At 63.6% G+C, this 21,002-nt stretch carries 22 protein-coding genes, 4 tRNA genes and 3 pseudogenes; 12 read left to right on the top strand and 17 right to left on the bottom strand.

From position 1 onward, the window contains the following. The first annotated feature begins 51 nt into the window (after positions 1–51). Positions 52–978, top strand: coding sequence for an NADP-dependent oxidoreductase (locus B4383_RS15455; RefSeq protein ID WP_078291690.1), 927 nt, complete (start codon positions 52–54; stop codon positions 976–978). Between the two features lie 4 nt (positions 979–982). On the opposite strand, the gene phoU is transcribed toward B4383_RS15455, so the two are convergent. The 4 genes from phoU to B4383_RS15435 form a co-directional block, all read right to left on the bottom strand. Then, entirely contained in the window at positions 983–1,660 is a 678-nt protein-coding gene (gene phoU / locus B4383_RS15450; RefSeq protein ID WP_078291688.1) for a phosphate signaling complex protein PhoU, read from the bottom strand. A gap of 112 nt (positions 1,661–1,772) precedes the next feature. Then, the gene (locus tag B4383_RS15445) at positions 1,773–4,064 is read right to left on the bottom strand and encodes an LCP family protein (RefSeq protein ID WP_078291687.1); all 2,292 of its coding nucleotides are present in this window, start codon (positions 4,062–4,064) and stop codon (positions 1,773–1,775) included. A 148-nt stretch (positions 4,065–4,212) separates the two neighbouring features. Continuing rightward, the gene (gene dusB, locus B4383_RS15440; protein WP_139360808.1) at positions 4,213–5,388 is read right to left on the bottom strand and encodes a tRNA dihydrouridine synthase DusB; all 1,176 of its coding nucleotides are present in this window, start codon (positions 5,386–5,388) and stop codon (positions 4,213–4,215) included. Positions 5,389–5,400: 12 nt separating this feature from the next. After that, on the bottom strand, positions 5,401–6,405 hold the full coding sequence (locus tag B4383_RS15435) for an acyl-ACP desaturase (protein ID WP_078291685.1): 1,005 nt from the start codon (positions 6,403–6,405) through the stop codon (positions 5,401–5,403). A 215-nt stretch (positions 6,406–6,620) separates the two neighbouring features. On the opposite strand from B4383_RS15435, the gene B4383_RS15430 reads away from it, so the two are divergent. Then, positions 6,621–6,968, top strand: a complete 348-nt coding sequence (locus tag B4383_RS15430) for a hypothetical protein (protein WP_078291891.1) — start codon at positions 6,621–6,623, stop codon at positions 6,966–6,968. Here the strand turns inward: B4383_RS15430 and B4383_RS15425 are convergent. Continuing rightward, a complete protein-coding gene (locus tag B4383_RS15425; protein ID WP_078291682.1) occupies positions 6,925–7,581 on the bottom strand; it encodes a TetR/AcrR family transcriptional regulator in 657 nt (218 codons plus the stop codon). The genes B4383_RS15430 and B4383_RS15425 overlap by 44 nt on opposite strands. Before the next feature lie 182 nt (positions 7,582–7,763). Here B4383_RS15425 and B4383_RS15420 point away from each other — a divergent pair. From B4383_RS15420 to B4383_RS15410, 3 genes and pseudogenes are all read left to right on the top strand, one after another. After that, positions 7,764–8,672: pseudogene (locus tag B4383_RS15420) on the top strand (oxygenase MpaB family protein); the annotation flags it as partial. 105 nt (positions 8,673–8,777) lie between these two features. Next, the gene (locus tag B4383_RS15415) at positions 8,778–9,761 is read left to right on the top strand and encodes an oxygenase MpaB family protein (RefSeq protein WP_078291675.1); all 984 of its coding nucleotides are present in this window, start codon (positions 8,778–8,780) and stop codon (positions 9,759–9,761) included. Between the two features lie 65 nt (positions 9,762–9,826). Beyond that, entirely contained in the window at positions 9,827–10,501 is a 675-nt protein-coding gene (locus tag B4383_RS15410) for a GAP family protein (protein ID WP_078291890.1), read from the top strand. Positions 10,502–10,510: 9 nt separating this feature from the next. Here the strand turns inward: B4383_RS15410 and B4383_RS15405 are convergent, their stop codons facing one another. Both B4383_RS15405 and B4383_RS15400 read right to left on the bottom strand, forming a co-directional pair. Then, positions 10,511–11,368 carry an SDR family NAD(P)-dependent oxidoreductase gene (locus tag B4383_RS15405; RefSeq protein ID WP_078291673.1) on the bottom strand — a complete coding sequence of 286 codons (858 nt, stop codon included), beginning with the start codon at positions 11,366–11,368 and terminating at the stop codon, positions 10,511–10,513. A 39-nt stretch (positions 11,369–11,407) separates the two neighbouring features. Next, entirely contained in the window at positions 11,408–11,905 is a 498-nt protein-coding gene (locus B4383_RS15400; protein WP_078291671.1) for a DUF1772 domain-containing protein, read from the bottom strand. Positions 11,906–12,007: 102 nt separating this feature from the next. Between B4383_RS15400 and B4383_RS15395 the strand changes: the two genes are divergently transcribed. Together B4383_RS15395 and B4383_RS15390 are read left to right on the top strand one after the other, a co-directional pair. Next, positions 12,008–12,472 (top strand): DUF2269 family protein, encoded by a 465-nt coding sequence (locus B4383_RS15395; RefSeq protein WP_078291889.1) that lies wholly within the window; start codon positions 12,008–12,010, stop codon positions 12,470–12,472. Positions 12,473–12,522: 50 nt separating this feature from the next. Next, on the top strand, positions 12,523–13,425 hold the full coding sequence (locus tag B4383_RS15390) for an EamA family transporter (protein WP_078291887.1): 903 nt from the start codon (positions 12,523–12,525) through the stop codon (positions 13,423–13,425). 50 nt (positions 13,426–13,475) lie between these two features. On the opposite strand, the pseudogene B4383_RS26355 reads toward B4383_RS15390, so the two are convergent. Continuing rightward, a pseudogene (locus tag B4383_RS26355) lies at positions 13,476–13,568 on the bottom strand (AraC family transcriptional regulator); the annotation flags it as partial. A 7-nt stretch (positions 13,569–13,575) separates the two neighbouring features. On the opposite strand from B4383_RS26355, the gene B4383_RS15385 reads away from it, so the two are divergent. Further along, positions 13,576–13,932 (top strand): hypothetical protein, encoded by a 357-nt coding sequence (locus B4383_RS15385; RefSeq protein ID WP_078291670.1) that lies wholly within the window; start codon positions 13,576–13,578, stop codon positions 13,930–13,932. Between the two features lie 147 nt (positions 13,933–14,079). On the opposite strand, the pseudogene B4383_RS27435 reads toward B4383_RS15385, so the two are convergent. Continuing rightward, positions 14,080–14,625, bottom strand: a pseudogene (locus B4383_RS27435) (hypothetical protein); the annotation flags it as partial. A gap of 210 nt (positions 14,626–14,835) precedes the next feature. Then, positions 14,836–14,911 (bottom strand) — tRNA-Lys (locus tag B4383_RS15375). A 140-nt stretch (positions 14,912–15,051) separates the two neighbouring features. On the opposite strand from B4383_RS15375, the gene B4383_RS15370 reads away from it, so the two are divergent. From B4383_RS15370 to B4383_RS15360, 3 genes are all read left to right on the top strand, one after another. Further along, a tRNA-Glu gene (locus tag B4383_RS15370) sits at positions 15,052–15,124 on the top strand. A gap of 29 nt (positions 15,125–15,153) precedes the next feature. Further along, a tRNA-Asp gene (locus B4383_RS15365) sits at positions 15,154–15,230 on the top strand. A gap of 34 nt (positions 15,231–15,264) precedes the next feature. Further along, positions 15,265–15,338 (top strand) — tRNA-Phe (locus B4383_RS15360). Positions 15,339–15,364: 26 nt separating this feature from the next. Here B4383_RS15360 and B4383_RS15355 read toward each other — a convergent pair. The 6 genes from B4383_RS15355 to B4383_RS15330 form a co-directional block, all read right to left on the bottom strand. Further along, positions 15,365–16,531 carry a site-specific integrase gene (locus tag B4383_RS15355; protein ID WP_078291668.1) on the bottom strand — a complete coding sequence of 389 codons (1,167 nt, stop codon included), beginning with the start codon at positions 16,529–16,531 and terminating at the stop codon, positions 15,365–15,367. Beyond that, positions 16,531–16,767: a helix-turn-helix domain-containing protein gene (locus tag B4383_RS15350; RefSeq protein ID WP_078291666.1), complete on the bottom strand. Its 237-nt coding sequence runs from the start codon at positions 16,765–16,767 to the stop codon at positions 16,531–16,533. The genes B4383_RS15355 and B4383_RS15350 overlap by 1 nt, the downstream gene beginning before the upstream one ends. A gap of 4 nt (positions 16,768–16,771) precedes the next feature. Beyond that, entirely contained in the window at positions 16,772–17,107 is a 336-nt protein-coding gene (locus tag B4383_RS15345; protein ID WP_078291665.1) for a hypothetical protein, read from the bottom strand. Then, complete coding sequence (locus B4383_RS15340; RefSeq protein ID WP_078291663.1) at positions 17,100–18,422, bottom strand: FtsK/SpoIIIE domain-containing protein; 1,323 nt, start codon at positions 18,420–18,422, stop codon at positions 17,100–17,102. Before B4383_RS15340 ends, B4383_RS15345 begins: the two co-directional genes overlap by 8 nt. Continuing rightward, positions 18,419–18,841 carry a plasmid replication, integration and excision activator gene (locus tag B4383_RS15335; protein WP_078291661.1) on the bottom strand — a complete coding sequence of 141 codons (423 nt, stop codon included), beginning with the start codon at positions 18,839–18,841 and terminating at the stop codon, positions 18,419–18,421. Before B4383_RS15335 ends, B4383_RS15340 begins: the two co-directional genes overlap by 4 nt. 98 nt (positions 18,842–18,939) lie before the next feature. Next, positions 18,940–19,719 carry a GntR family transcriptional regulator gene (locus tag B4383_RS15330; protein WP_078291660.1) on the bottom strand — a complete coding sequence of 260 codons (780 nt, stop codon included), beginning with the start codon at positions 19,717–19,719 and terminating at the stop codon, positions 18,940–18,942. Between the two features lie 89 nt (positions 19,720–19,808). Between B4383_RS15330 and B4383_RS15325 the strand changes: the two genes are divergently transcribed. After that, positions 19,809–20,237 (top strand): NUDIX hydrolase, encoded by a 429-nt coding sequence (locus B4383_RS15325; protein WP_078291658.1) that lies wholly within the window; start codon positions 19,809–19,811, stop codon positions 20,235–20,237. Between the two features lie 75 nt (positions 20,238–20,312). Here the strand turns inward: B4383_RS15325 and B4383_RS15320 are convergent. Beyond that, a partial coding sequence (locus B4383_RS15320; RefSeq protein WP_217700188.1) for a TaqI-like C-terminal specificity domain-containing protein occupies positions 20,313–21,002 on the bottom strand: 690 nt, incomplete at its 5' end.

Raw genomic sequence — 21,002 nt, 5'->3', positions numbered from 1 at the left:
GAGACGCAGACTCGGCGGAATACCCCGGGTCGCGCGGCTGTCTTAGTCGGCATGACAAAGGCAGTGCAGTTCGACCAGTACGGCGATATCGACGTCCTGCAGGTGCGTCAGGTGCCGCGTCCGGTCCCCGGGCCCGGTGAGGTGCTCGTGCAGGTGCGTGCTGCGGGCATCAACCCCGGCGAGGCGAAGATCCGCACCGGGGTGCTGCACGACAGGTTCCCCGCGACCTTCCCCTCCGGACAGGGCAGCGACCTGGCAGGTGTGGTGGTGGAGGTGGGCCGCAGCGTGGCGCGTTTTGCGCCAGGGGACGAGGTGTTCGGCTATACCGATGATCGGGCCAGTCACGCGGAGTTCGTCGTCGTTCCGGCCAGCCAGCTAGTCACCAAGCCTGAGAGTCTGTCGTGGGAGGTGGCGGGCAGCCTCTTCGTCGCGGGTACCACCGCATACGCCGCGGTCGGCTCGGTTGATTTGGCTCCGGGTGATGTGGTCGCCGTCTCCGGCGCGGCGGGGGGAGTGGGCACCATCGCCGTACAGCTCGCCAAGGCCGCTGGTGCGACCGTGATCGGTATCGCGGGGCCGGGCAACGACGAGTGGCTCACCGCGCATGGCGTCATCCCGGTCAACTACGGCGACGGATTGGCAGACCGCATCAAGGCAGCAGCGCCCGACGGGCGGGTTGACGCCTTCCTCGACCTCTTCGGCGGAGGCTACGTGGAGCTGGCGCTCAATGAGCTTGGAGTGGAGCTGCGGCGAATCGACACCATCATCGACTTCGCGGCAATCGAGCGATACGGCGTGCAAAGTGTGGGAAACGCCGAAGGCGCCTCGGCGCAGGTGCTCGCCGAGCTGGCCGCACTGATTGTCGACCAAAAGCTGGAGATGATTGTCGCGCAGACGTTCCCGCTGGATGACGTGCGCAGTGCGTACGAGCTGCTTGAACAGCAGCACACCCGCGGGAAGATCGTTCTGGTGCCTTAGCCGCTTAGAGCGACGTCAGGTGGTCGTGGCCCTGTCCTTCTGGCGGCAGGCTGCCAGTCACCTGGAAGATGACTCGTCGGGCGACCTCCACCGCGTGGTCGGCGAAGCGCTCGTAGAAGCGGCCCAGCAGGGTCACGTCGACGGCCGCGGCCACTCCGTGCTTCCACTCGCGGTCCATCAGCACGGTGAACAGATGCCGGTGCAGGTCGTCCATTGCATCGTCTTCTTCATTGATACGGGCGGCCTTCTCCGGATCGCGGGTCAGCAGCACCTCCTGCGCGCTGTTGCCCAAATCGACTGCGACACGGCCCATCTCGGCGAAGTATCCGTTGACCTCTTCGGGCAGTGCGTGCTGCGGATGACGACGCCGGGCGATCTTGGCGACGTGCAGGGCCAGGGCACCCATTCGGTCCACGTCCGCGACAATCTGGATGCTGCTGACGACCTCGCGAAGGTCGCCGGCCACCGGAGCCTGCAGGGCCAAGATGGCGAAGGCATTCTCTTCGGCGGCGGCGCTCATCGCGGTGATCTGCTCGTGGTCGGAGATAACTTGCTCGGCAAGGACGAGGTCGGCCTGCAGCAATGCACGAGTGGCCCGCTCCATGGCGGCTCCGGCCAACCCACACATGTCCCCGAGCTGTGCCGATAATGAGGACAGCTGCTCCTGAAACGCGGTACGCATGGATTAAGCCTACGGACCCGTCGTCGTCGAGTCATGGCTCTGGCGTGAACGCCGAGTGAATGCCACCACAGGTTCCGTCGAAGAAAATGCGATCAGCGTCTAAATAGACGGATTATCCGCAGGTAGCGTCGCCGGCGTTGACAACCGTCAGGTCCATGGGGAGTTCGGCGGGAGCCATCGCGCCCGAGGAGAGCTGCAACGGAACGGTCGATCCGGCGACGGGCGGAGCCTGCACGTTGGCGGTGGACGCGTAGTCACTGCCGAGGACCACGCGGACGGAAGTCTGGGCTCCGTTGATCCGCTGGAGCTTGGCTCCACCGAATGAGGCGGCAACCGTCGCGGCCTGCTGCTCGTGCCCCGGGGAGAAGAAGACCGTGGTGGTGGGCAGCGCGGACGGATAGTCGTCGGTGGTGGTGATGCCAAATCCGTACTGAGACAGCTGGCTGGCGGCCGATGCTGCCAGGCCCGTCTGGCCTGTGCTGTTGGACACGTGCACGTTGATCTCGCTGGGCTCGGTGGTGACCAGATCGATCTGCTCACTCGGCGTAGCGGCGGGAGTTGGTGTGGCCATGGATGTTTCGCCGAGTTCAGTGGCGGCTCCATGCTCACTGGACGCCAAGGTGGTGTCCTGGGTGGTGGTGCCGGGCATGGGGACGCGGGTGCCGTCGGGCTGCAGCTCGCCAGGCAACGGATCGTCATTGATGATGGCGTCGAAGATCTTTCGGATATCTGTGGTGCGCGGCGTCTCGTTGCCCTCAGAGTCGGTGCCATCGGTTGGCACCGTCAGGAAGGTGATGCGGCCGGCCTTCACGTCTTGCAGTGATTGACCAAGGTCCACAAGGTCTTTCGTCCTGATGTTGTCGACGTAAGAGTCGTCGATGAAGGTGTTCACCACATTGTTGAGCTTGCTCAACGAGAAGAAGGTGTTGTGCGAGATCATCGAACGCAGCAGGGATGACAGGAACAACTGCTGCCGCTTGATGCGCCCATAATCGCCGTTGTATTCGGTGGTGACCTGACGGGCACGCACGTACTGCAGGGCCGTATGTCCGTCGACCGTTTGGCGCCCAGCGTTTTCCAGCACGGTGCCCAGCTCGTAGTCCTCGATCGGCGTGGGCGTGCACACCTCGACCCCGCCCAGCGCGTCGACCATCTTGGAGAACCCGGCGAAGTCCACCCCGAGGAAGCGGTTGATGTTCAAGCCCGAGATCTTCTGAATGACCTTGACCAGACACTTGGGACCGCCAAATGCGAACGCCGAGTTGAGTTTGGTTTCGGTGTAGGCCTTATCGGGTCCGTAGGACCGGGTGTCCTCGTTCCACACCTCGCAGAGCGTCGGCTGGATCGCCAGATCGCGGGGGAAGGACACGACCGCGACCCGCTTACGGTTCGCCGGGATGTTGACCAACATCATGGTGTCCGAGCGCGTGCCTTCGGCATCGGAGGTGTCTCCGGCGCCCATGGTGCTATTTGCACCCGCGCGGGTATCGACACCGATGATGAGGAAGTTCTCGTCGCCGTACTGAGCGTTGGGATCGCGGATGTCGTGGGAGTTGGGGTCCAGCGCCTCGACGCGATTGAGTCTGTTGTTCTTGACGTTGCTCCACTGCCAGGCGCCGCCGGTGACGGTGAGAGAGCACACTGCGACGACGGCGGCGATGGAGCGCCCGAGGTAGATGGGGCGCCGCGAGCGCTTGGATTCAGGTTCCTGGACAAAGGCTTCCGGATTTCCCACGCGGATGGGGATGGCGCGGGTGTCGATGTTGTCGTCCAGATTCGATGCCCGTACGCGGCGCGCGGCGGCCTTGTCGTAGAGGGGTGCGTCATCCGGGTAGTCGACAAAGTTCGCGTGCTCGTCGACCGGCCCGGCGGAATAGCGATCGAGGTCGGGTGTGTCCTGTCGCACCTGGGGGAGGACGTCGGTGTGGCTTTCGTCGGCGAACGCCGCGGGAGCGGGCTCCTCGGCGCGGTCCTCGGGTTCCGATCGCGCGTGCCGCCGCGATCGGCGCCCGCCGCCGGCGCCCTCACGGGCCAGGAGGTCGGCTACCGACAGCGAGTGCGAGCCGGTCTCGTGTGCCGACGGTTCCGGTGCCGGGCCGGGCTTCGATCCGTTGGTAGCGGGCCTGGGAGGTCGTGCGGCCTGTCTCGGCGCGGGTCGGGGAGCTGGCGCCGCGGGCTGTGGCTCGCGCATCGCGTGTGCGGTCTCCCACCGCCGGGTCCACTCGTCGTCGGTGGGATCGGGCAGTGAGTGATTCAGCGCTGGGGGTGGTGTCCACGGTGTGTTGGATGGTTCCGGTGCCACGTCGATGTCAGGATGACTGCCAACGGGTTCGACGGCGCGTTCCCAGGGGGCCGCGCCGTACGCGCGTGGTTGGGCAGGAGTGGCGTTGGGGCCATCACCCATGTTCAACCTCGCTTAAAAACGTCTGGACAGTTGCAAGTACAAGGCACACCGGCAGCACATAACGCCGTGCCCGGGGCGCGGTCGTCGTCACATGCTACTGAGCATTGCCGCAGATCACCATGCCCAGTAACCGAGATGTGACCCCACGTCACCCGCCAGAGTGCATGACGTCGGCCGCCGAGGGAACCGTGCAATCGTCGGGGTCGTTGAGCCAGCCATCGGGCAGCGACACCTTGCCCGGTGACCCCTGGCGGCCCCGGGGGCCGTTTCCGCCCTCGGGGAAGGGCGCGGCGGGATCCAGCTGATTGAGCAGGGTGTCCAGCTCGGCGAGGGTGCTGACGAGTGCGAGCCCGCGCCGGAGGTCGCCACCGGCCGGGAAGCCGTGCAGATACCAGGCGATGTGCTTGCGCATATCGCGCAACGCCTTGTCCTCCCCGGAATGATCGACGAGCAACACCGCGTGACGCCGCATGATGTCCGTGACCTGACCGAGATTTGGCGGCACTGGAATCGTCTGACCGTTGAAAACGGCACTCAGCTCCGCGAAGAGCCAGGGGCGGCCAAGGCATCCGCGACCAATGACGACGCCGTCGCAGCCCGTTTGTTCCATCATGACGACCGCGTCGGCGGCATCGAAGATGTCGCCGTTTCCGAGGACGGGAATGGTTGTCACGTGGTTCTTGAGCGCGGCTATCTGGTTCCAGTCGGCGGCGCCCGAGTAGCGCTGCGAGGCAGTGCGGGCGTGTAGCGCGACTGCGGCGGCCCCCTCGGCCTCGGCGATAGCCCCGGCGTCCAGGTGCGTGTGGTGGTCGTCGTCGATGCCGACGCGGAACTTGACCGTGACCGGTATGTCGGTGCCTTCGGTGGCGCGCACGGCGGCGGAGACGATCTGACCGAACAGCCGCCGCTTGTAGGGAAGCGCTGCGCCCCCGCCATTTCGGGTGACCTTAGGGACCGGACAACCGAAATTCATGTCGATGTGGTCGGCGAGATTCTCGTCCACCACCATCTTGGCGGCGCGGTAGGTCGTTTCCGGATCGACCGAATAGAGCTGTAGCGACCGTGGCGATTCTTCGGGGGAGAAGGTCGTCATGTGCAGCGTGACAGGGTGCCGTTCGGCGAGGGCCCGCGCGGTCACCATCTCGCAGACATATAGTCCGCTCACGGTGCCCGTGGTGGCCAGCTCCAGCTCCCGGCATAGCGTCCGGAACGCCACGTTGGTAACGCCTGCCATCGGAGCGAGCACGACGGGGCTCGGCAATACCAAAGACCCGATCCGCAGTTCGCGGGATCGGGCCTTCGGAAGGTCGACGGATGCGGTCACGGTGTCAGTCGATTAGACACTGACCGCTTCCCTGGCGGCCTTGGCGGCGTTGCGCTCGGCGCGCTTGGCCTGGCGATCCAGGTACTTGGCCTTGACTTCCTCGAAGTCCTGGGAGGTCTTTTTGAGGTCGCCGACGATGCGATCGAGGTCCTCGCGGTACCACTCGCCCTCGCCGGTGATGTCGTCACGATCGAAGATGCGCCACTTGCGCAGCACCGGCAGCACCACCTCCTCGAGGTGGGACTGCGGGTCGTAGACGCCGCCGGTGGCGATGGTGACGGCGTTGCGGCGAAAGCCGGGGATCGTGTATCCGGGCATCTTGAAGTTGTCGAGCACGCGGTGGATGGACTTCATGGCCTGGTTGGGGGCCATGGCGAGTCCGGCCTCGACCATGTTGCGGTAGAAGATCATGTGCAGGTTCTCGTCGGTGGAGATGCGCTTGAGCAGCTCGTCGGCGACGGGTTCATCGCAGGCCTTGCCGGTGTTGCGGTGCGAGACGCGGGTGGCCAGCTCCTGGAACGTCACGTAGACCACCGAGTCAAACAAGCTCTCGGCGAAAAGCTCCTCGCCGCCCTGGCGGTTCTGGCCGGGAGAAAAGCCGCGGGTCATCTGCTCCACCCGGAGCTTCTCGAGTTCTACCGGATCCACCGAGCGGGTGACGACGAGATAGTCGCGGATGGCGATGCCGTGGCGGTTCTCCTCGGCGGTCCACCGGTTGACCCAGGTGCCCCACGGCCCGTCCATGGTGAAGTTCATGGCGATCTCGCGATGATATGAGGGCAGGTTGTCCTCGGTCAGCAGGTTGGTGATCATGGCGACCTTGGCCACCTCGGAGAGCTTGGACTGCTCCGGATCCCAGTCCTGACCGCCCAGGGCCTTGTAGTTCTTGCCTTCAGACCACGGCACATAGTCGTGGGGGTTCCAGTCTTTGGTGACGCCGAGGTGGCGATGGACATTCTCCTCGACCACGGGCTCGAGCTCATGGAGCAACTCAAGGTCGGTGAATTCCTTCTGCATGGACACGTTCCTCAGGTCTCGACAGAGTTATCTGTATCTGGAAGTTGCAGTCAATATATCTGTAAACGGCGGTTGCACACAAGTGCTCGGATCGTGACGCACAAATACCCGTCCGCGTGCCTTCCGACGTGCGGATCAATGCGTTTCTCGCTCGGGGTGCGAGGGCGCTATACCCACAGTATGATTGCCTACATTCCAAGGTGGAGGTGTATCCAGTGAAGTCGGTAGTCAACGCGACCGTCGTCGCGGTTGCGGGTGCGGGTTTCTCGTTGGCGATGGCCGGGCTAGCCCATGCCGGTGGCCCAACCGATACGACCGGGCAGTTCTACTCCGACGCCTCCTCCACTCTTCAGGGTGAGGGCTACACGGTTGTCGTTGCAGGCCGCTCTGGCGATCAAGTGGGCCTCGACAATTGCCTTGTCGCGCATCAGGAAGCGTTCACCGTCAAGAAGGGTCAAGACGACCGCGGAAAGATGGTCCACGTGACCCTGCGCTGCTACAAGGCAGAGGTCGCGGCGGCTAAGAAGGCTGCTGAGGATAAGGCGAAGTCCGCAGCGACGTAGTCGACCCCGTCGCCCCGCTCGACGGTGTCGCGGTAGCGCCCTGCAGCAGTATCTGCACGCAGTAGTCCACGAACCGCTGCCGACCCACGTTCAGCTCCTCGTTCAGGTATGCCCTGAAAAGACTTGTCAGCGCGCCCACCAGGTTGGTTGCCACCAATTGTTGCTGTACCTCGTCGGCGAGGTTGGTGCTGAGCTTTCCCTGTAACAACGCGACGAATCGCGGCAGCCAGTCATAACCGGATTCCGAGAGCGTCGGCTCAAAGGTCGGCGCTATCAGCAGGACTCGACCCATGGTGGGTTCGTCGACCATGAGCCGGACAAAAGCGTCGACACCCTCATGTGCGGAACGGGCACCGCTGAGCGCTTCGATTGCGCGAAAGCCCACGTGGTCGTAAACCGCACGAACAAAGGTGTCGCGGTCGGAGAAGTTCTCGTAGAAGTACCGCTCGGTCATGCCAGCGGATCGGCATACGGCCCGGACGGTCACGGCCGGCCGGGGGCTGAGCCCCAGCAGTCGCACGCCGGCCGCCATGAGCTCGCGCCGCCGCTCGTCTGCGCGCTCGGCCGCTGAGATGCCCGCCCAGCTACGTCGTTGCGCTTGACCGCTGGCCACGGGCCTCCTAGTCTGATATCAAAGTTGACAACCTTGATTGTCACTATACGTCGAACTGCAACGGAGCGTTCCGAATGGTTAACGATATGTCCGAGCTCGCCGAGACGCAGCCTGTCGCGGAATCCGGCACCTTCATGTCGGGCTGTCCGGTGAGCCACGGAGCGGGTCCGGCGATGCCTGTGCCACTGGGCCCTGAGTCGTTGACATGGAAGTACTTCGGGGATTGGCGGGGAGTGCTGCAGGGACCGTATGCCGGGTCCATGCAGAACATGCATCCGCAGTTGGGTGCCGCAGTGGAAGAGCATTCGTTGTTCTTCCGGGAGCGCTGGCAGCGCCTCCTGCGCTCGCTGTACCCGATCGGGGGCGTCGTGTTCGACGGGGACAGGGCCCTCAGGACGGGCGCCGAGGTGCGCGACTATCACATCGGTATCAAGGGGGTCGACGCTCAGGGGCGGCGGTACAGCGCACTCAATCCTGATGTCTTCTATTGGGCACACGCCACCTTCTTCATGGGCACGATCATCGTGGCGGACTGGCTCAGCGGTGGTATCGGCGAGGCCGAAAAGCGGCAGCTGTTCGACGAGCACGTGCAGTGGTATCGCATGTACGGCATGAGCATGCGGCCCGTTCCCGAAACCTGGGAGGACTTCCAGGTGTACTGGGAGCATATGTGCGCGAATGTGTTGGAGGACAACAAGGCTGCGCGGGACGTGCTCGACCTGTCCACGCTGGCGGTGCCGCCGTTCGCGCCATGGATTCCCGAGCGTCTGTGGCGGTTCCAGCGTCGTTTGGTGGCACCGATGTTCGTGTGGATGACCGTTGGGCTGTATCACCCGTCGGTCCGAGAGCGGTTTGGGTACACATGGTCAGCACGTGACGAGTGGCTGCACCGCAAGTTCGGTCAGGGTGTCAATCTGCTGTTCAAGTTTGTGCCCGAACGCAAGCGGCGCCACCCGCGGGCCCGGGCCGGCTGGGACCGTGCCACGGGAAGGATTCCCACCGACGCCCCACTGGTGCAGACCCCGGATCGCAACCTGCCACCGTTGGATACCTGGGGTAGTTCCCGGCACTACAACCCAAAGGTTTCCTGACCCCGGCCATTTTGGTGCTTGACGTGACCACATAGGGCGCCTTAACGTCGTCCCATAACTGAATATCAATTCAGTTTCTGGCGATAAGCGACACCGGAGCACGTTATGACTGACGGCGAGGTCGATTCTCTGACGGCGGGGTGCCCGGTCACCCACGGTTCGGATCGGTCCATGCCGGTGCCGCTGGGACCGGAGTCGTTGACGTGGAAACTCACCGCGGACTGGTCCGGGATGTTGATGGGCTCCTACGCCACCGCGATGCAGAACATGCACCCGAAACTCGGTGCCGCCGTCGAGGAGCACTCCACCTTTCTGCGTGAACGGTGGGAACGGCTCCTGCGGTCGCTGTATCCGATCACCGGCGTGGTCTTCGACGGGGATCGTGCGCCGATAACGGGCGCCGAGGTGCGCGGATATCACGTCGGCATCAAAGGTGTTGACAGTCAAGGGCGCCGGTACAGCGCGCTCGACCCCGACGTCTTCTATTGGGCCCACGCAACCTTCTTCAAGGCGTTGTTGCTCTCGGTGGAGCGGTTTGGTGGGGGACTTACCGAGGCGCAGAAGCGGCAGCTTTTCGATGAGCACATCGTCTGGTACCAGATGTACGGGATGAGCATGCGGCCGGTGCCCAAGACCTGGGAGGAGTTTCAGGACTATTGGGATGACATGTGCGCCAACGTCTTAGAGGATAACAAGGCGACGCGTGATCTGCTGGATTTCGCCCAGTTGCCCAAGCCGCCGTTCTTGCCGTTGATGCCGGCCTGGATATGGCGCATAGCGCTTCCCATCTTCACCCGGTTCTCTGAGTGGGTGATGGTTGGAATGTTCGATGATTCCGTGCGAAAGCGCCTGGGGTACACGTGGACCGACCGCGACGAGCGGCGTCTTGAGCGGCTGGGGCGGGTAAACCACGCGATCTTCCGCCTCGTGCCGTTCCGGTTGAGAAAACATCCGCGTGCACGAGCGGGGTGGGACCGGGCGACCGGGCGGATGCCCGCCGACGCGCCATTGCCGCAGACTTCAACGCGCTATCTGCCTCCGGCGGGGCTGCGCGACAGTCCCCACCACTACAGCCCCACGGCGTCCTAACGGGCGGGCTGCCTATCTGTACTTTTCGCCGGTGACATCGTGTTCATGGTGCGAAGATGCTGCTCATGGCAGGAAGTTGGGGCTCGGTTCTCACCGGGCTTGTTCCGCTCGGACTGGTTATCGCGCTGTCGCCGATCACGGTCATCCCGGCGGTGTTGGTCTTGCAGTCGCCGAGGCCGCGGCCCAGTGGTCTGGCCTTCCTTGCCGGGTGGCTGTTGAGCCTGGCCGCGCTTACGGCGCTGTGCGTCGGTGCCACCGGCTTACTCGGCGGGCTGCACCGATCGGTGCCGAACTGGGCCTCGTGGGTGCGCGTGGTTCTTGGCTCGGCGCTCATCCTGTTCGGTATCTATCGGTGGCTCACTCGGCATCATCACACCGAGTCGCCGGGCTGGATGAGATCGTTCGGCACGATCGGCCCGGCGCGGGCGGCGATAACGGGGGCGGCTTTGGTCGTGGTGCGGCCCGACGTCCTATTCATTTGCGTTCCAGCGGGATTGGCGATCGGCGCCAGCGGGCTGGATGCCGCGGATCGCTGGATGGCCGCGGCGTTCTTCGTCGCCGTCGCCGCATCGACAGTCGCCGCCCCGATACTGGCCTACGCAGCCGCAGGCCACCGCCTCGACGACACCATGGGCCGGCTCAAGGATTGGATGGAGGAGAACAACGCGGCCTTGATGGCGACAATCCTGGTCGTGATCGGTGTGATGGTGCTGTACAACGGAATTCACGCGCTGAGGTGAGAAGGTCTGCTATCTGCGCACCGGCAGGGGCTCGACGCCGACCAGTTCGCAGCTCTTGGCGTAAAGATCATCCTGCGCCGCTACATTTTTCGTGTAGCGCCGTACCGGGCTCGGCTTTTGCGCGGTGAGGTATTCCCCATTGCGCCCGTGGTGTTCCTCCGCGACCGCCATGTCGGTGATCAGCTGGCTGGGCCGCTCCGGTGTGATCAGCGCCAGCATCACCAGCGGCCGGATGGGCTGCGGTATCTCACGCCAGATCTCGGATCTGACGTTGCCGGGATGTAGCGCGTTCGACGTGACTCCAGCGGGGAGGCGGCGGGCAAGGGCATTGCTGAACATGAGATTACCCATTTTCGACTGCGCATAGGCGGAGAAGGTGAAGTAGAAATGCCTTCCACGCCAGGTCTTTTCATTGATCCTGCCCACGCTGTGGGCGACGGAGGCCAGGTGGATGACGCGGGCATCGCCGGTTCGGGCGGCCTGCAGTTGCGGAAGCAGCAGGTGCGTCAGCAGGAAGGGGCCCAGATAGTTGGCCCCCCACTGCAGTTCGAATCCGTCCGCGGTGCTGGACTGGCGCATCGGTGAGGCGCCGGCATTGTTGATCAGCACGTCGACCTGGGGATGCTGTGCGGCCAGCTCGCCGGCGAAGCGGTGGATGTGCTCGAACGAGGACAGATCCAGCGACATGACGTCGACGGGAGCGCTGGGCGTTGCGGCCAGGATTTCATCGCGCGCTGCCTGGGCCTTCTGCTGATTGCGGCAGGCCATCACGATGGTGTGCCCATCGGCGGCCAGCCGGTGTGCCGTGGCTAGGCCGATTCCGGCGTTCGCGCCGGTGATGACCACTGTCCTTGGGGTACTGGACATGCAGATCTCCTCGTTGAGATGTTCGGAACAGGGGAAGCTTCACTCGGCGGCGGTCGGGTGTCGACCGGAGGACTGCCAGACAAGGCGCAGGGCTCTCAGGGCGAACAGTAGCGCGATCGCGGTGAGAACCACGCGGACGAGGTTCAGCACGTTCCATTGCAGCGCGAGCTGATGTAGCTCACTGGGAGTTTCGCCCAGCGCACCGAAGAAGAGCGTCATGTTGAGCTTGACGATGACATAGACGGACAGGGCGACGGCCGCGATCTCGACGAGGCAGGCCAGGAACAGCGAGAGTTTCTCGGGGGCTCTGCGCGGGGTGCGCACGAACCAGACGATCAGGGTGATGGCGGCGATCTGGGTGAGCGGGATGTAGTAGTACACGGGGTTCGCCACCTCGGTGAACTGCTGAAATGCCTTCAGCTGCTCCTTGGTGTCACCAGCGATGTTCGGTCCTATCACGATGGCCTCGTAGAGGTTTCCGAAGAACCACATCGCGATCCCGAACACGGTGAAGTACATCAGTATTCGACGGCCCATTGGCACATACTCCCAAGATTGGGGAACGATACGGCCGAAAGTCGTCGAAATATGGCCAGCGGCGGGCTTTCGGTGCTGCGGCGGGACCGATACCGTCTGCGCGTGACCAAGGTATTGCTCTCGATCCACGTGCTAGCGGTGATCCTCGCGGTGGGCCCAATCACTGTGGCGGCCAGCATGTTTCCAGCGTTCGCACGTCGCGCCGCGGCCTCGCCCGACGGCATTAGCGAGCTAGGGAGCTTGCGCACCCTGCATCGGGTCTGCCGGGTGTACGCGGCGGTAGGTATCGCGATTCCGATGTTCGGGCTGCCGCTGGCCGATCTGATGGGCGTCCTGGGCACCCCCTGGCTGATCGCATCGCTGGTGCTGACGGGGGCGGCAGCGGCGGTGCTGGTGTTTGTGGTGTTGCCGCGGCAGCAGCGGGTGCTGGCCCAGCTGGGCGCAGGTGAGTCGCTCGATGGGCGGGTGTTCGCGCGGTTGGCGATGTTCACCGGGATCTTCAACCTGCTGTGGACGGTGGTCACCGTGCTGATGATCGTGCGCCCGGGGTCCAGCACCGGCGTGTGACGTCCGAAATCCGCTGGCGCTTGTGGTCAGTTGTGCTGTGGAATCACTCAGTGGACACCGCGACCGTCGCTCCGACCCGCAATCGCTGGCTCCCTCTTCAGTTCGCCGCTCTTGCCCTGGTGTGGGGTGCGAGTTTCCTCTTCATCAAGGTCGGTCTGCAGGGGCTTTCGGCGCTGCAGGTGGCGGCAGCGCGCCTGGATTTCGGTGCCCTGACTCTCGTTTTCCTGGTTCTGCTGCTGCGAGTTCCGCTGCCGCGCCAGGCCAAGGTGTGGGGACATATCGGCGTCGTCTCACTGACGCTGTGCGTTGTTCCGTTCGTGCTGTATCCGTGGGCCGAGCAGACCATCGACTCCGGGTTGGCGAGTATCTATAACGCGGCGACCCCCTTGATGACCACGCTGGTGACACTGATGGCGCTGCGGGCCGAGCGCCCCGGCCGGATGCAGCTACTCGGATTGGCGCTCGGGTTCGTGGGTGTGTGCGTGGTGTTGGCCCCATGGCAGCTGCTCGGTCACGGGGGCCCCGTGCTCGCACAATTCGCCTGTCTTGGGGCGACTCTGAGCTATGGGATCGGTTTCGTCTACATGCGCAAGTACGTCACGCCGCTGGGTCTGCCCGCGCTGGCGGTCGCCGGTATCCAGGTGGGTGTGGGGGCGGTGCTGATGACCGTCGTGGTGGCGCTCGTGGACCGCCACCGGATGGACGCGACTCCGGCGGTGGTGTTGAGCATGATGGCGCTTGGGGTGCTGGGGACCGGGTTGGCCTACGTCTGGAACACCCGCATCATCAACGGATGGGGTGCCACCGCGGCCTCGTCGGTCACCTATCTGACCCCGGTGATCGGGGTGCTGCTGGGCGCCTTGTTATTGGGCGAGCGCATCGGCTGGCATGAACCGCTGGGCGGGGCGATTGTGATCGCCGGAATTGTGCTGAGCCGCAGGGGCAGTCGCTGACCTGAGGTCATTGAGACCGGTGTCGCCGCTCGATGATGTAGCCGGTGGGCCGGTTGTCCCAGCAGCGCGGTGAACCGCTGCCTGAAGGCCGAGCGTGACTGCTGTGCGCGCTTGGCGAGCTCTGCGAAGGACCAGGGGTGCTGCCGCACCTTGCCTCGGCACCAGACGCGAGGAGTCAGCGCGCCGTCGGCGCCAGCGCGTGAGGAAGCCACCCAAGCGATCGAGCGCCGCAAGACCGAACGCGAAACCGAGCACCACCGGCAATACCAGGCAGCCGTTGCCAACTCCGACTACCGGTGGCTCCTAGAAGATCAACGCCAAATCACCAAGGTACTGCGCACCCATATGGCCAACCTGTTGCGCCGTATACGCCAAAATATCTCCGACGAACTGCTCTGGCAACAAGCCAACGAAACACACCAGCTAGCCGAAAAGCACTACAACGAACTCACCTCCCGCACTCAGAAGCTCACCGGCGCCGAAGATGCTGGAGTGCTGAAAAAATGACAAAGGTGCCCCCGCGCTCGAACCATCGGGGGGTGAGGTGAGCGCGGAGGCAGTCGCAACCCTAACAGCGGATCGATGAATAGTTCGCTACAGACGGCCTTCGGTCCGTTCAGGCAGAGGCGGCATGTCGCCACTACCGCCGTGGGTGGCGGCGTGCGGGTGCGGCCACTTGGCCATCCGTGTCGTCGTCGCGACTGAGTGCGTGTCTTCGCCGCGCTTTCTGGCGTAGGTCAGGCGCAGGTTGTCCGGGGCCTCGGCGGGCTTGCGCGCATCTCCGGGGTGCCGTTGCGGTCGTCACACAATGGCCCGGCCGCTGAGGTCGGCAGCGTCACAAAGCAACGCCGACATGCGTCCTGTCTGACCGGTGGTGCGGAATCGATATCGAACCGATCGGCAGACCGCGCGGCTTCCGCTTCGATGACCAAAGAGGCGTTGGCTGCGCGCGAAACTCGGGCGCCTCGAGCCCCCGCGTCTCGCACATGTCGCGGATGGTCGTCGACAGCGGGTTGCGAATCCGGTCCAGCTCGTCGCTGGCGCGGCCGTTGACCCGGCCGAGTGCCATAGCGTCGCCTGGCGTCGGTCTCGGTGATCCCTTGCTGTCGGGGTGGTGTCCCTGTCGCGCGGGAAGGGCTCGACGTGGCTCACGAGCGTGTCATCGCCGTACAGCACGCCACGGCGCCCGCCCTTGCGCGCCGTGGCCCAGCTGGTTGCGTTGGGCCGATCGGTGAATAGCGCGGCCAAAGAGCTTGGCGTAAGCCAACCTTGGCTGTCGCGCCGAACCCTTGGCGGCGTTCGATGGTAAGTCGAGGAAGTGGACAGCATCTGCGACAAGCTCGGCCTTGACGCGAACTACATCCTCACCGGATATCGCTCACTGCCAGACGGCGATGACGACGGTGCTACTGGTGCCCCCACCAGGGCTCGAACCTGGGACCTGCGGATTAAAAGTCCGTAGCTCTACCAACTGAGCTATAGGGGCGTGCCGAGACAGAATACTGGTCGCGCCGGTGAGTCAGCGCCGAGGTAATCCGGTTTGGGTTCTGGGGAGGTTGTGCCCTAAGCTAGGCGAGCTCCCAACGTGACCGCGTTGATGAGTACCCCGGAGTGATTCGGACATGGGCCCCCATCGTCTAGTGGCCTAGGACGCCGCCCTTTCACGGCGGTAGCACGGGTTCGAATCCCGTTGGGGGTACGCAACCAGTCATACTGGGAGCAGAGTAAGGCCCTGTGGCGCAGTTGGTTAGCGCGCCGCCCTGTCACGGCGGAGGTCGCGGGTTCGAGTCCCGTCAGGGTCGCCAGTACGGCGAGGCAGTTTCTGTGGATCTGCCGTCCGGCCAGGTAGCTCAGTTGGTACGAGCGTCCGCCTGAAAAGCGGAAGGTCGCCGGTTCGATCCCGGCCCTGGCCACAATGTTTGACCTGCATTGATACGGATTATGCACTCGATGGTCGGTTGATTTCGTCCGGTTCTTGTCCGGTCTTCGTTTGAATCTCAGTCGCGTGAAGTTGATCGAGGTTGGTTGCCACGTGGTCTAGTTCGTCGGCGTAGAGGTCGCTGTAGATGTTGGCGGTGACAGTCGGCGTGGAGTGGCCCATGGTCTTCTGGACGTAGCGCAGGTCGGCGCCAGACTTGCGGGCCAGGCTGGCGTAGGTGTGGCGCAGTTCGTGAATGGTCAGCGGTGCCAGGCGTGTCTTCTTGAGGACGTTGTTCCAGTGCGTGTGCCTGCGCCAGTTGTTGGACCTCAGCATTTTTCCGTTGGGTGACGTGACGGCAGACTCGTCGGCAGCGCGGCCGGCTACGCGAGGTCTCAGGGCGTCAACGACGACTTGGGGGAGCGGGATGGTTCGGGTCCCGGCTACCGTCTTGGTGGGGCCGATGACGATCCGGCCTTCGACTTCGGGCGCAGCGCGCCGGACGTACAGACGACGCGCGGGCAGGTCGATGTCTCTGACACGAAGGCCGACGAGTTCGGACCATCGCAGGCCGGTGTAGGCGAGGATGATCACGACGTCGCCCTGGTCGCCGCAAGCGGCCGAGAGTTGGTGGACCTCCTTAACGGTCAGGTAGCGGTGACGTTCACGCTCAGGGATGCGTCCCGCTGAGACGCCAACCGCGGGGTTGCGGTGAATACGGCCGTCCTGGTGGGCAACATCGAGAATCGAACGCAAGAGCCGCAACGTGGAAACCTTCGCCCACGGTCCGACCAGCAAGCTGTCGACGAATGTCTGAACCTCTGCGCGGGTGAGTTCGTCGACGGGAACATGACCAAAGCGCGGCGCGATGCGCAGTTCCCAGTGCTGGGAATAGCCGCTCCAGGTCTTCGGGGAGACCGCGGGCTTCTTGGAATCGGAGAACTGCGTCCAGACCCGGCTCAGCGGCGTGCGGCCAAGGCGTGGATCGAACCGACGAGCGCCGAGTGCGGCTTCGTTGTCCCGTTCGGATTTGAATGCCTTCGCCTCGCGCAACGTCGGGAACGTGGCCGACGTCTCGACCCAGCCAGATGGCGCCAACGGATCGCGGACCAGGTATCGCACTTGGTAGCGCGGATCGCCAGCGGCGTTGAGGCGCTTACGGATTCCGCGCGGCGTATTGCCGGCCACTATCGACGCACCTGCTTCAGCCAGGACCGGACTTCGGCGCAGTCCCAGCGGCGTACCCGCTCTGACAACGTGTAGCAGGGCGGACCGATCTGTTCGCCGGTCGTTTCGCGAGTCGCCGCCCAGCGGTTGAGGGTCGCAGCGGAGACACCAAGCAGCGCTGAGACCTGCTCGGCGGTTAGCAGCTCGGGGAATCCGCCCGTCGTGACGAGGGCTTCGCGCAGACCTTGAGGGACCATCGCGTCACCTCGTTGTCGGTGAGGTGTCGGCAATGAGGGAGTCGAACCATGCTTGTGTCCGCGGCAATCCGGCATCGGTGTCGGCTTGACCGCCGGTGATACCCCAGAGGTCATATGCCCACCGCTCCAAGGCAGACATCGTCGTCTCACCGCAGCGCTGGAGCTCGGCGTCATCACCCAGGACCAGGGCGGTGCCGATGACTTCGCCGCAGGACCAGACGTGCCGATACTGATCCCAACCGTCTCTGCGGACGTGATTGGCGCGGTGGATCAGATCATCTGCATGTCGCGCCAATTGATCCTTGTCGGGCGGCGCGAAGATAGCCCAGGCGTCACTCATTGCGCTTTCCTCCGATGGTGTGCGTCCGTCCGTATTGCACTGCGGTGAACCGGATTTGGTCATCACTCCAGAAGTCGGATCGCACCTTGGTCACGTGGCCGTCCTCGGCGATGACATAGCCGGTACCCGGTCGGTCGGGGTTGATCCGGTGTGCAGGTGCGGTGTCGGCCATGCCATCGCCGAGAACCATCGTCACCTCGTCGCGGGAACGCAGCCGGAGCGCGATCGTCTGAGTAAACAGCCCTCGCATCGGGAGGACTTCCTTGCGGGGGTCTTGGAGGAACGCCGCCACCACGATCCCCAGGGCACGGCCCTTAGTGAGGATCCGCGACAACGAGGCGGCGGCTTCTTTGCGCAGGGCTGGATCGCTCATGTACGCAGTGACTCCGGCCAGCTCGTCGATCAGCAGAACGACCAAGGGGGCGGACTTAGTCGGACTGTGTTCGCGCGTGCGACCTGCCATCGTGTTGCCACGTTTGTCCATCAACTCTTCCAGCGCAGCCAGGGTTTCCACTGCGTCGGCTTCGGTGGTGGCGATCTTCGTAAACAGGGCGGACCCGGCCGCCACCTCGATGCCGTATTTGAGGTCGATTCCCACCAGGCGAACCACGCCGGCGGCAACAGCGGGTCCGAGGCCACCGGCGATGCCCCAGAAGACGGAGCCTTTGCCTGCACCTGAGCAGCCCACCGTGAGGGTGTGCCGGCCGCTCAACGGTAGGGACCAGGCTGACCCATTCTCGGATCGGCCGAGCGTGACTCGCGTCGTCGCAACAGCTGTCGGGGGAGTGGCGCTACCTACCGACGACAACTGTTCCCGCATGACCAGTTCGATCCGAAGCGTCCCGGGGGAAATGGCAACCGACCGTGCCGAGTGTGCGCCCGCGGCGTCGCGGATCGCGGGAACCGCGCGCTCCAAGTCGTCGACGGTCTGTCCCATCCTTGCCCGCACCGTCAGATGCAGACTGGTGCGAGACACGACTGTTCCCAACAGTTTTGGATGAAACCAGCGTGTCGACGAGACCTGCCGTCCTTCGTTGTCGCGGCGGGTGGTCTGCTCGGAGGCCGACAAGCCGCAGCGCTTGCACAGCCTGTGCCATGAGATGTGTGCCCAGAGTCGCCAGCGCAGGAGCCGCGTAGGGGTCGCGACACGGTCCTCGTAAGTTTCTGGTGAGCGCAGCCGCCAGTAGATGAGGGCCGCGCCGGTGATGCCGACGACGACCGCCACGCACAGCGCGACGTTGGTAAGGAGGTCCAGCACGTGGTCGGCTCGGAACGGACTATCGAGATCGACCGGCGCGAACGGATCGGGGTTCATGCCGACTCCCGACCAGAGTTGGACGCCGTGGACGGTTTTCCCGGCGCCTTCATATCGGTGGCTCGGAACGACCACGCGATCCGCGAGAAGTCGCCCGACTTTTCGATGTATGGCAGGGCGGTCAGTCCCTCGAAAACCACAGGAGTGAAGGGTGTTCCGCTGGAATTGGTCGGCGCGATGGGTTGCACTGGTGCGGCGAACTTCACCGTCACCGTGCGGCTGCGCTTCGGTGCTGCCGGATCTCCGTCGAGCACTTCGACCTGCCACATCGGTACACCCGTGTCGCGGTCCCTCGCTTGTACGCGGTTCTCGCCCGAGGACTTGTCGAAGTCAATCATCGGCGTCACCTCCGACACGACGAACGCGCCGCATGAAAACACTTGGTCGTGCCCGATCTGGAGCCATTTGGGGATGGACATGGTGAACCTTTCGAGTGGATTTGACTAGATGACTCACCAACCTAGTCGTCTAGAGGAGTAAGTCAAGGACTAGGCGCATCCTAGGCACTCGCTAACGCTCAGAGTGCTGAGAAGTCGTATTCGAGCAGGTAGGCCGATGCCACCTTCACGGTGTCGCACACTTCGACGGCCACGTCGTTGGTGTCATATGCCGTCCGAACCACCGTCAGGACTGGGGCGCCTGCCGGGAGCTGGAGCACACGGCGTTCCTCGGGGGTGGGCATCCGCGCGCCGACCTCTTCGGTGAATCGGGCGAGCTTGTGGCCAGCCCCTTCGAGTCTTGCGTAGATGCCGCCAGGGCCGGTGTCGACTTGTTCGATCTTGGTGCCCTGCGCGAAGTCGGCAGGAATGTACGAAATCGCGGTCTCGACCGGTCGGCCGTCCGCGAGGTAGCGCCGTGATCGCACGACAATGTCGTCATCTGCTGTCAGACGAAGGCGTTCGGCAACAACAGGATTCGGCTTACCCCGAAACACTGCGATGTTGTCGACCGTTGGCGTGTAGCCGGACTTCTCTGCTTCAACAGTGAACGCCGCCTTGCCGCTGGCGCGGTGTCGCCGCGCGAACCGGTCCGATGCGAGCCGCCGAATTGGAGCCGTGGGTCGAACGAACACCCCGCGGCCGTGCTCGGAGATCACAAGGCCTTCCGAACGCAGTTCTTGTACGGCCTGGCGGACCGTCATCCGGGCCACTCCGAAGTGGTCGATCAACGCCGCCTCGGATGGCAAGCGTTCTTCTGCGGCTAGCTGGCCCGTGTTGATGGCCTCGCGCAACATGCCAGCGATCTGCCGATATGGCGGCTTGTCGTCCGCTCGGTCGATCTGGCCAAGTTGCAGCACTGAGAGTCATCCTTTGCTTGTCTAGGCGACTAGTCTAGGGAAACGACACGTCCCCTGTCACTAGGGAACCTCTCAAGCAGGAGTTTCGCATGGGCACCACGCCGAAACACTCGGTCAGCGTCGCCGGCATTGTGGTCCGCGACGACGGCCGGGTACTGGTCATCAAGCGCGATGACAACGGGCATTGGGAAGCCCCAGGCGGAGTCCTTGAGCTCGACGAATCGTTCGAGGCTGGCGTCCGGCGCGAGGTGTTTGAGGAGACGGGGTTAGAGGTCGCGGTAGAACGCCTCACCGGTGTATACAAAAATCTGACCCACGGAATTGTCGCGTTGGTGTACCTGTGTCGGCCAGCGGGGGGCGAACCTCATCCAACAGATGAGGCGCGTGAAATCTGTTGGATGACGAAGGAAGAAATCCAGTCGGCAATGACAACCGCGTTCGGCGTGCGAGTCTTGGACGCGTTCGAAGAATCGCCGCAATCACGGGCGCACAACGGAGTCGACCTTATCGTGAACTAATATTGCGCTCTTTGACAGATGCCGCAAGATTCTGCCTCGGGATGAGAAGGCAGGGAGAAGAGAAAGCGAAGACGCTTATGCGGTCTCCGTGTCCGCGGCTGAGGCCATCTTACGGATCGCGGACTTGGACTTTGCAAAGTCTCCGACTGCTTGCTTCTCTAACTCTCCCAATTCGTAGAGCTCGTAAACCAGTTCATCGAGCTTCACATTGAGTTGGTTGATGTTTGCTCCGGGGGTCTTCGTAAGCTCGGAATGCGCCGTCCGTGCAACAGCTGCGATTTTTTTCTCGAGCTGCTCGCTGCGGGCAATGGGTACCTCAGAAACAGGGACAGCCTTGAGCTCCAGCATGTCGCCTTTCCGCTTCCCGCGATGATAGAACCAGGTATACATCAAGCTGGAGTTGAGTAGACCAAGAAGGTAAAAAAGATCTATTTGGGCTGAAGCGTCGGCCGTAATAAGCGTCAGATCAGCGCCCGCGTAGAACGGTGTCTCGTTGTAGGCAAAACTGTTGTTGTAGGTGCGGTATGAGCACACAAGCTTTGGTCCCTCGAAGATCCGCCTCTCGCGCGCCCGGTGAAGCTCCTGCCACGGGCGTCCGTTATTGACGAATTCACTGCGTGATTCCAGAATTGTCTTGAACTGGTTGAGGTAGGCAGTCTCCGGCGCGGTGGGCTTGCTGCCGCGCTCTATGTACAGCACGTCCCCTAAAGGCTCGCCATCGGTGACATATTGGTGAACAGCCGAGCTTTTGAACCATGGTTTAAG

The organism is Mycobacterium sp. D16R24 (genome assembly GCF_002013385.1).
In the GTDB taxonomy this organism is placed as follows: domain Bacteria; phylum Actinomycetota; class Actinomycetes; order Mycobacteriales; family Mycobacteriaceae; genus Mycobacterium.
This window is presented reverse-complemented; position numbering and strand designations above follow the sequence as displayed.

Bases quoted from the DNA above. Each gene is read 5' to 3' on its own strand.
- B4383_RS15435 (WP_078291685.1), bottom strand. From the start codon at position 6,405: ATGCAGAAGGAATTCACCGACCTTGAGTTGCTCCATGAGCTCGAGCCC.
- B4383_RS15340 (WP_078291663.1), bottom strand. From the start codon at position 18,422: ATGAACCCCGATCCGTTCGCGCCGGTCGATCTCGATAGTCCGTTCCGA.
- phoU (WP_078291688.1), bottom strand. From the start codon at position 1,660: ATGCGTACCGCGTTTCAGGAGCAGCTGTCCTCATTATCGGCACAGCTC.
- B4383_RS15415 (WP_078291675.1), top strand. From the start codon at position 8,778: ATGACTGACGGCGAGGTCGATTCTCTGACGGCGGGGTGCCCGGTCACC.
- B4383_RS15455 (WP_078291690.1), top strand. From the start codon at position 52: ATGACAAAGGCAGTGCAGTTCGACCAGTACGGCGATATCGACGTCCTG.
- B4383_RS15325 (WP_078291658.1), top strand. From the start codon at position 19,809: ATGGGCACCACGCCGAAACACTCGGTCAGCGTCGCCGGCATTGTGGTC.
- B4383_RS15400 (WP_078291671.1), bottom strand. From the start codon at position 11,905: ATGGGCCGTCGAATACTGATGTACTTCACCGTGTTCGGGATCGCGATG.
- B4383_RS15405 (WP_078291673.1), bottom strand. From the start codon at position 11,368: ATGTCCAGTACCCCAAGGACAGTGGTCATCACCGGCGCGAACGCCGGA.
- B4383_RS15410 (WP_078291890.1), top strand. From the start codon at position 9,827: ATGGCAGGAAGTTGGGGCTCGGTTCTCACCGGGCTTGTTCCGCTCGGA.
- B4383_RS15335 (WP_078291661.1), bottom strand. From the start codon at position 18,841: ATGTCCATCCCCAAATGGCTCCAGATCGGGCACGACCAAGTGTTTTCA.
- B4383_RS15445 (WP_078291687.1), bottom strand. From the start codon at position 4,064: ATGGGTGATGGCCCCAACGCCACTCCTGCCCAACCACGCGCGTACGGC.
- B4383_RS15345 (WP_078291665.1), bottom strand. From the start codon at position 17,107: ATGAGTGACGCCTGGGCTATCTTCGCGCCGCCCGACAAGGATCAATTG.
- B4383_RS15350 (WP_078291666.1), bottom strand. From the start codon at position 16,767: ATGGTCCCTCAAGGTCTGCGCGAAGCCCTCGTCACGACGGGCGGATTC.